Here is a 7,853-nt window from a genome sequence, read left to right on the forward strand (position 1 = left end):
CTCAGTCCTCCTGCGTCACGCGCAGCCACTCATCGACGCTGGTGACGCCGTCGAGCACGCGTTGCCGACCGGCCTCAAACAGACTGCGCGAATCCTTGCGCGTGGCGTCGATCAGTTCGCGCTCGCTGGCACCTCGATGAATCAGCGCTGCCACCGGTTCGGTGATGCTGATCAATTCATAGATGCCGATGCGTCCGCGATAACCGTGTTGGCAATGCTCACAGCCCTGCGACCGAAACAACGCCACGGTCTGCGTGGGTTGCAAATTCAGACGCAGGCGAGTCTCGTCATCAGCGAAGTACGGCGCCTTGCAATGCACACACAACGTGCGCAACAAGCGTTGCGCAAGCACACCAACCAACGACGAGGCCAGCAAGTACGCATCCACGCCCATGTCGACCAGCCGCGTCACCGCGCCGACCGCGCTGTTGGTGTGCAACGTCGACAGCACCAGATGCCCGGTCAACGAAGCCTGCACAGCGATTTGCGCGGTCTCGCGATCACGGATTTCACCGACCATCACCACGTCCGGATCCTGCCGCAGAATGGCGCGCAAGCCCCGCGCGAAAGTCATCTCGACTTTCGCATTGACCGGCATCTGGCCGATCCCCGGCAAGTGATATTCGATCGGATCCTCGACCGTAAGAATGTTGCGTGACGGATCGTTCAGGCTACTCAACGCCGCATACAGACTGGTGGTTTTGCCGGAACCGGTCGGCCCGGTCACCAGTAAAATCCCGTGAGGTTTGCCGAGCAGGTTTTGCAGGCTGGCGAGGGTGTCGTCCGGCATGCCCAGACGTTGCAGTTCGAGGCGTCCGGCCTGCTTGTCGAGCAAGCGCAGCACCACCCGCTCGCCGTGCGCCGACGGCAGTGTCGAGACGCGCACATCGACTTCGTGTCCGGCAAGACGCAGTGCAATCCGGCCGTCCTGCGGCACGCGTTTTTCGGCGATGTCGAGCCGAGCCATGACCTTGATCCGCGACACCAGCAACGTCGCCAGTTCGCGTCTGGGCCTGAGCATCTCGCGCAACTGACCGTCGACGCGCATACGCACCGACAGGTATTGCTCGAAGGTTTCCAGATGGACGTCCGAAGCCTGTGCGCGCACCGCTTCGCTGAGCAGTGCGTTGATCAGGCGGATCACCGGCGCATCGCCCTGTTGCTCGAGCAGGTCGGCGGTTTGCGGCACCTGCTCGGCGAGGCTGAGCAGATCCAGTTCATCGTCCAGCCCTTGCGCGACCTGTTGCGCGGCGCTCTGGCCTTCGCGATAGGTGGCGGCCAGACGCGCGGCAAAAGGCTCTGGCTCAAGCACCTCGATTGACAGTTCGCGAGCACATAAGCGACGCACTTCGGCCAGTGCGGTCAGCGACGTGTCGGCGCGTATGAGCAGACGCGAGCCCGCAGCGTCCAGCAGCACGCCAAACCGCCGGGCGAAACCGAACGGCAGGATTTCCAGCGGAGCACTCATGGCGCCACCGTCGCGGGCTCAAACAAATGCCGCGCCTCGGCCGGCAGCAACAGCGAGTTGCTCTCCCCGGCCTTGGGCTGACTCAGATCGCGCAAGGTGTCGTAACGCTGCTGGCTGATCCCGGAGAGATCTTCGCGGCTGCGCACGATGGTCGGGCGCAGGAATACCATCAGATTGCTTTTGGTCTGGGTGTCGCGGCTCCAGCGAAACAGCGCGCCAACATAGGGAATATCGCGCAGCAACGGCACACCGCTTTTCTGCGTGCGCACGCTGTCGCGGATCAGCCCGCCAATCACAATTATTTCGCCGTCGTCGGCGAGAATCGTGCTTTTCAGCGCGCGCTTGTTGGTGATCAGATCCGAGGAATCGATGCCCGACACCGAAGGCGCGATGTCCGAGACTTCCTGCTCGACTTCCAGACGCAGGGTCGAGCCTTCGTTGATGTAAGGTTTGATCTTCAGGCTGATGCCGACGTCTTTGCGCTCGACCGTGGTGAACGGGTTATCCGCCCCGCTGCTGTTGGTCGAGTAGGAGCCGGTCTTGAACGGCACGTTCTGCCCGACGATGATTTCCGCTTGCTGATTGTCGAGGGTCAGCAGGCTCGGCGTGGACAGCAGATTGCTCCGCGTATTGCTCGCCAGCGCCGAAATCAACGCGCCGAAACGGTCGCCGCCCAACTGCAGAATCGCGCCGTCGGGCGCCGATTTTTTCTCGTCGAACTTCAGGCCGCCGACGATGGGAATGTCGGTGCCGGGAAAGTTGATAAAGCCCTTCGCGTCGCCGGTACTCAAGCCCCACTGCACGCCCACGGCATCAGCGATGTCGCCGGAGATTTCGACAATGGCGGCGTGGATCAGCACTTGCGCGCGGGGCTGATCGAGCTCACGGACGATGTTCTCGATGGTTCTGACCTGAGCCGGTTCAGCGATCAGCACCAGCGCATTCTGGCTTTCGTCGGCCTTGAGCATGAACGGCGTTGCGGCGGACGCTTCTTTGCCGCTGCCAGCTGTGGGTTGTTTGCGATTCTGGCCCATGCTTTCCAGCACCTGCGCGAGTTGCTTGGCATCGCTGTGGCGCAAACGGATGACCCGCGCGGTGTCGAGACTGGCGGTGGCCGGCACGTCGAGTTGGCGAATCAGCTCGGTCAAACGCTGGCGCACGGCGAGCGGGCCGATGACGATCAAGCGATTGGTTCTGACGTCGGCCAGCACTTGTATCAGCGAGTCGACATTGCGTTTGCCCAGCGAGGATTCGATCACCGTGGCGACGTCACTGGCCTGGGCAAAACGCAGCGCGACCACAGCGTGCTGATCTTGCTGCCCGCCGTCGAGTTGGCGCACCACCTGGGCGATGCGTTTGACGTTGGCGCCGGTGTCAGTGATCACCAAGGCATTGGCCGAAACGGACGGGCCGAGGTAGCCGTTGGCCGACACCAACGGGCGAATCAGCGAAGACAGATCGGCGGCGCTGCTGGTGTTCAATTCGATGACTTGGGTGATGAATTGCGCGGGGGTGGCGCGCTCGCTGGCCGATTGACCGGCGCGGGTTTTCACGTCTGCCACGGGAGTGATGAGGATGCGGTCGCCCTCATCGATCACCGTGAAGTTGTGCGCGTCCAGCACCGAGTAGAACAAGCGCCGCACGCCCTCACGATCCAGCGCCTGACGGGACATGACGGTGACGCGTCCCGACACACGCGGGTCGAGCACGACGGTGGTGCCGAGGATCGCCGAGACCTCTTCGACGATGTCGCGCAGTTCGGCCTGATTCATCGCCAACTGCCAGCGTTGTTCTTCGGCGTGCACCGGGCGATTGAGTAGCGGCGTCGCCAGCACGGCGCAAACCAACAAGGTGCGCAGAGATCGCGCGCCAATCAAGCTGTTCATCGATGTGATCACTCTGACTGCCCGTTCAGCGGGCGAAGGAAACGTGCGGAAACATCTGCGGCGGGTGCATCGACGGACGCGGGCGAGCGCTTGAGGAATGCGCTGGCGGAGGGCGCGAGAGGCAATGCTTCCTCCCGCCCCTTGTTCCACAGCACCACGTGTTGTGCCTCGACTCGACGCAATACGCTGCCGCCCGGCAAGTCGTCGCCAACCCGATATAACCGCGCACCCTGGGCAGCGCTTATCAGGGCTTTCGACAGGCCACTGTCGACGGCGAACGTCGCTTGCAGGGTCAGCGATTCGGCGCTTGGTCGAAGTGCGCTGGGCGCGGCGAGCCCGAACACCGTTGCCACTGCGGCGGTGTTCAAAGGTGCAGGTGCCGTCGGCATCGGCACAGCGACCGGTGCTGGAAGACGTTGCGCACTGCGAAACGCCCACTCCTGCCAAGCGAGAAACGCTGCACAGGCGAACGGCAGCGCCCACAGTCCCAACAGCAAAAAAAATCTCACCGGCGGTTCATCCGATACGCCCACAGGCCTGGCGAACGCGCGAGCGCCACGACATGCGTCGCAGCACGCGGTAACCGCGCAGCTCGTGCAGAATCACCGCGCCAATGTGCATCGCTACCAGCACTGCCAACGCGGTGCAGGCCCAGATGTGCAGCACGAAAAAGCCGTCCGTCAGCGCTACATCGTTCAGCGGCTGAGGGAATTCGAACAGGCCGAACACAGGGATCGGTCGATCCATCATCAGCACCCCGCTCACCAGCACCACTGCCACCAGGAAATAGATCAGCCGATGGACAAACATCGCGAGCATTTTTGCCGAGGAAAACTGCGCCATGCGCTCATGTCGCAGGTGGCTGACAAACACCACCAGCCGCCAGCAAAACACAGGGATGAACAGCGTGGTCAGCGACACATTGACCCCGGCCACCCACTGTTTGGTGTCATTGCTCACATTGACGTTGGCCACATAAAACCCGGTGACCAGCGTCCACAGAATTACCGCTGCCGACACCCAGTGCAGCAGCATTTGTTGCTTGGAATAAACCGAAAGCGTCATCTCGAATCGCCCCTGAAAATCATCAGCGGTCAGACGACCTCGGTGGTCGTCTGACGCAATTACACGGGACGAGCCTTAGAGCTTGTTCCACGCCGCATGCGAGTGCTCGCCGACGCCCGGCTCAAAACCGTTCGCCTCAGGCTTGTACTGCTTGCAATAGCCGGATGCCGGGAACGGCTTGCACTCGAAGACCTCGTTGGTTTTCGGTTGCAGCACCTTGGTGCCGGCGGTGTAGTCGCTGAGACCTTCCGGGAACAGGAAGTCGTAATCGGCACCGGCGCCTTCACCGGTGACGTTGACAGGCTGGGTGTCTTGACGGGTGGTGCGACCATCCAGCGTGGTGCCAACCAGGGTCAGCGTGTGCGGGCCGGGGTTGCTGCGAATGTCCATGGCCAGCCAGGTTGCACCGCTGTCCGCTTGCGCGGTGGTGGTGCCGACCAGCTTGTTCTGCTCGTTGAACAGGTTGGCTTCGACGTTCATCTTGCGGTTGGACATCAGGCTGAAGTCGACTTTGGTTTTGCCTTTATCGAGCACGTATTCGGCTTGTTGCGAGGCCACCGACAAACGCGCGCCGGCGTCTTCTTTCATCAGCAGTTGCACTTCGTAGCGGACGACACCGCTGTCTTTTTGTGCGTACAGCGTGTTGCTGCCGCGAATCGCTTCGATGTTGCCGTTTTCATCACGAACGCCGGCGCGGATCAGGGTCTGCGACTGGTTGATCTGCTCGGCAAGTTTGAACGACCAGTTTTGTGGCTCGGCGTCTTCGGCGTTGTCGATTGAGATTTCGACGCTGTAGGAAGCACTTTCGCCCGTCGCGGTGAAGGCGCGTGCCTTGACCTTGTCGCCGGTCAGCAGTGGAGTCGATGGTGCGATGGCGCCGACCGACGACCAGCCACCGGGCAGGGACGGCTCGGCGAGGATGTTCACGTCAACGGCGTTGTGGAACGCCATGTCGGTATCACCCACAGTCCAGATCCCGAGGATGACGTGATGTCCGTTTTTGTCCTCGGGGATGTCGCAGCGATGCTGAGTGCCGGGCACAGGCATCTGGAAGTCACCCGCTACCTGGCAAAAAGGCGTGCTTTCGAAAGAGGCGCGCTTCAGCGATTCGTTCGGGTTCCAGCCATTACGCGTAATGAAGTATTCGTGCTTCGCTACAGGATGCTCAGCTTTGTAGTGCCACTTGAAATCCAGAGTGCGGTTCTTGATTTCCGTGAGCTGCCAACGGGTGGCGGACTGCACATCCAGAGCAGCGAACAGTTCGCTGCCACCGCTGGCGATTTTCCCGTCGATCGGGCCTTGCCCTACCGCGCCGCCGACGCCGGCAGGGAAGCCCTTGAAGGTTTCACCGACACTTTGCGGTTCATTTGAAGCACCACCGCAACCGGTGTTCACACCCTTCTGGCAGAGCAGCGCGCGCGAGGGCGGAAACTCCACATAACCATGGGCCACGGCCCCCGAAGAACCCAGCAGGGTCGACAGTAAAATCAACGACGAAGTGCATGTCGCCAATGCACTCCTTTTAAAAATTGGTGTTTTCATTGTTATTCCAGGCTCATATCAAATAAGCGAGCCTGGCATCGCGCCAGGCTCTAATACGGTGCTCGACGCCATGCCGAACACACGCCTGAAACCTTACGTGGATAGGGAAAACTTCTATGTAGGAGTAATCACCGGGTGTAGCAGGAATAGTCGCCACGGAAACTAATCCGACAACTAAGGAAAGAATTCTTACAACAAGAAACTATTCATCTAAACGTTTTTAAACGGCATAAAAAAACCTGCCCCGCATGACACGGGACAGGTTTTTTTGTACAGACGTTGCAGCGTTATTCGTGGTACTGCGCCGACAACTCATGCACCGCACGCAAGAAAGCGCCGGCGTGCTCCGGATCGACTTCCGGGGTGATGCCATGGCCAAGGTTGAACACGTGACCGCTGCCCTTGCCGTAGCTGGCCAGAATACGTCCGACTTCGGTGCGGATCGCTTCCGGTTTTGCGTAAAGCACGGTCGGATCCATGTTGCCTTGCAGCGCAACCTTGTCGCCAACGCGGGCGCGGGCGTTGCCGATGTCGCACGTCCAGTCCAGGCCCAGTGCATCGGCGCCAGCGTCAGCAATGCTTTCCAGCCACAGGCCGCCGTTTTTGGTGAAGAGGATCACCGGCACTTTGCGACCGTGGTTTTCGCGGATCAGACCGCTGACGATTTTCTTCATGTAGGCCAGCGAGAATTCCTGATACGCCGCCGCCGACAGGTTGCCGCCCCAAGTATCGAAGATCTGTACCGCTTGCGCGCCGGCCATGATCTGGCCGTTGAGGTACGAGGTCACCGACTGCGCCAGTTTATCCAGCAGCAGGTGCATGGCTTGCGGGTTGTCGTAGAGCATCGCTTTGGTCTTGCGGAAGTCTTTCGACGAGCCGCCTTCAACCATGTAGGTCGCCAGTGTCCACGGGCTGCCGGAGAAACCGATCAGCGGCACACGGCCGTTCAATTCGCGACGGATGGTGCTGACCGCGTCCATGACGTAGCCGAGGTCTTTGTGCGGATCAGGGATCGGCAGCGCTTCGATGTCAGCAAGGGTGCTGACGACTTTTTTGAAACGCGGGCCTTCACCGGTCTCGAAGTACAGGCCTTGGCCCATGGCATCGGGGATGGTGAGGATGTCGGAAAACAGGATCGCCGCGTCCAGTTGTGGATAGCGGTCGAGCGGTTGCATGGTGACTTCGCAGGCGAATTCCGGATTCATGCACAGGCTCATGAAATCACCGGCCTGGGCGCGGCTGGCGCGGTATTCCGGCAAGTAGCGACCGGCCTGACGCATCATCCACACAGGGGTGACGTCTACGGGTTGCTTGAGCAGGGCGCGGAGGAAACGGTCGTTCTTCAGGGCAGTCATGTCGGCATCCGGAAAAAAAGTGCGGGCATTTTCTCAGAGCGCGACGCAAAAGGCACGGATGCAGGTCAGCCTTTTGTCTATCGGGTCAATTTATTGCGCAATGATCGTTCCCACGCTCTGCGTGGTAATGCCTCCTGTGACGCTCTGCGTCACGCTTTTGGGGACGCAGAGCGCCCCCGGCTGCATTCCCACGCAGAGCGTGGGAACGATCAATCACTAACACCGAGAAACAAATGTGGGAGCGAGCCTGCTCGCGAAGAGGTCGGCCCATCCAACATTTAAGTTGGCTGACAGACCGCTTTCGCGAGCAGGCTCGCTCCCACAGGTTTATTGCGTTTGGCTAAGGAGCCGGGTTTAGACACCCAGGTAATCAAGGATCCCTTCGGCGGCGTTGCGGCCTTCGAAGATCGCCGTTACCACCAGGTCGGAACCGCGCACCATGTCGCCACCGGCAAAGATTTTCGGGTTGCTGGTCTGGTGCTTGTACTGACCTTGCTCAGGCGCAACGACGCGGCCCTGGCTGTCGGTCTGGATCTC

6 protein-coding genes and 1 pseudogene are annotated in these 7,853 nt (G+C 60.6%); all 7 read right to left on the reverse strand.

Annotated features, from left to right (window positions below; genetic code table 11):
• Position 1: 1 nt before the first annotated feature.
• Entirely contained in the window at positions 2-1,468 is a 1,467-nt protein-coding gene (gspE, locus tag ACIP1X_RS11785) for a type II secretion system ATPase GspE (protein WP_400752187.1), read from the reverse strand.
• Complete coding sequence (gene gspD, locus ACIP1X_RS11790; RefSeq protein ID WP_400752189.1) at positions 1,465-3,354, reverse strand: type II secretion system secretin GspD; 1,890 nt, start codon at positions 3,352-3,354, stop codon at positions 1,465-1,467. Before gspD ends, gspE begins: the two co-directional genes overlap by 4 nt.
• A gap of 8 nt (positions 3,355-3,362) precedes the next feature.
• Positions 3,363-3,863 carry a type II secretion system protein N gene (locus ACIP1X_RS11795; protein WP_400752192.1) on the reverse strand — a complete coding sequence of 167 codons (501 nt, stop codon included), beginning with the start codon at positions 3,861-3,863 and terminating at the stop codon, positions 3,363-3,365.
• 7 nt (positions 3,864-3,870) lie between these two features.
• On the reverse strand, positions 3,871-4,419 hold the full coding sequence (locus tag ACIP1X_RS11800; RefSeq protein ID WP_400752194.1) for a cytochrome b/b6 domain-containing protein: 549 nt from the start codon (positions 4,417-4,419) through the stop codon (positions 3,871-3,873).
• A 75-nt stretch (positions 4,420-4,494) separates the two neighbouring features.
• Positions 4,495-5,961 (reverse strand): N-acetylglucosamine-binding protein GbpA, encoded by a 1,467-nt coding sequence (gbpA, locus tag ACIP1X_RS11805; RefSeq protein ID WP_400752197.1) that lies wholly within the window; start codon positions 5,959-5,961, stop codon positions 4,495-4,497.
• A 287-nt stretch (positions 5,962-6,248) separates the two neighbouring features.
• Complete coding sequence (hemE, locus tag ACIP1X_RS11810) at positions 6,249-7,316, reverse strand: uroporphyrinogen decarboxylase (RefSeq protein ID WP_400752199.1); 1,068 nt, start codon at positions 7,314-7,316, stop codon at positions 6,249-6,251.
• A 354-nt stretch (positions 7,317-7,670) separates the two neighbouring features.
• Positions 7,671-7,853 (reverse strand): annotated as a pseudogene (locus ACIP1X_RS11815) (glutamate synthase small subunit); the annotation flags it as partial.

Origin of the sequence: Pseudomonas sp. NPDC088885 (genome assembly GCF_044750025.1) — a bacterium.
In the GTDB taxonomy this organism is placed as follows: Bacteria; Pseudomonadota; Gammaproteobacteria; order Pseudomonadales; family Pseudomonadaceae; genus Aquipseudomonas; species Aquipseudomonas rustica.

Coding starts and splice junctions, on each gene's coding strand:
- gbpA (WP_400752197.1), bottom strand. CDS start 5,961: ATGAAAACACCAATTTTTAAAAGGAGTGCATTGGCGACATGCACTTCG.
- hemE (WP_400752199.1), bottom strand. CDS start 7,316: ATGACTGCCCTGAAGAACGACCGTTTCCTCCGCGCCCTGCTCAAGCAA.
- gspE (WP_400752187.1), bottom strand. CDS start 1,468: ATGAGTGCTCCGCTGGAAATCCTGCCGTTCGGTTTCGCCCGGCGGTTT.
- ACIP1X_RS11800 (WP_400752194.1), bottom strand. CDS start 4,419: ATGACGCTTTCGGTTTATTCCAAGCAACAAATGCTGCTGCACTGGGTG.
- gspD (WP_400752189.1), bottom strand. CDS start 3,354: ATGAACAGCTTGATTGGCGCGCGATCTCTGCGCACCTTGTTGGTTTGC.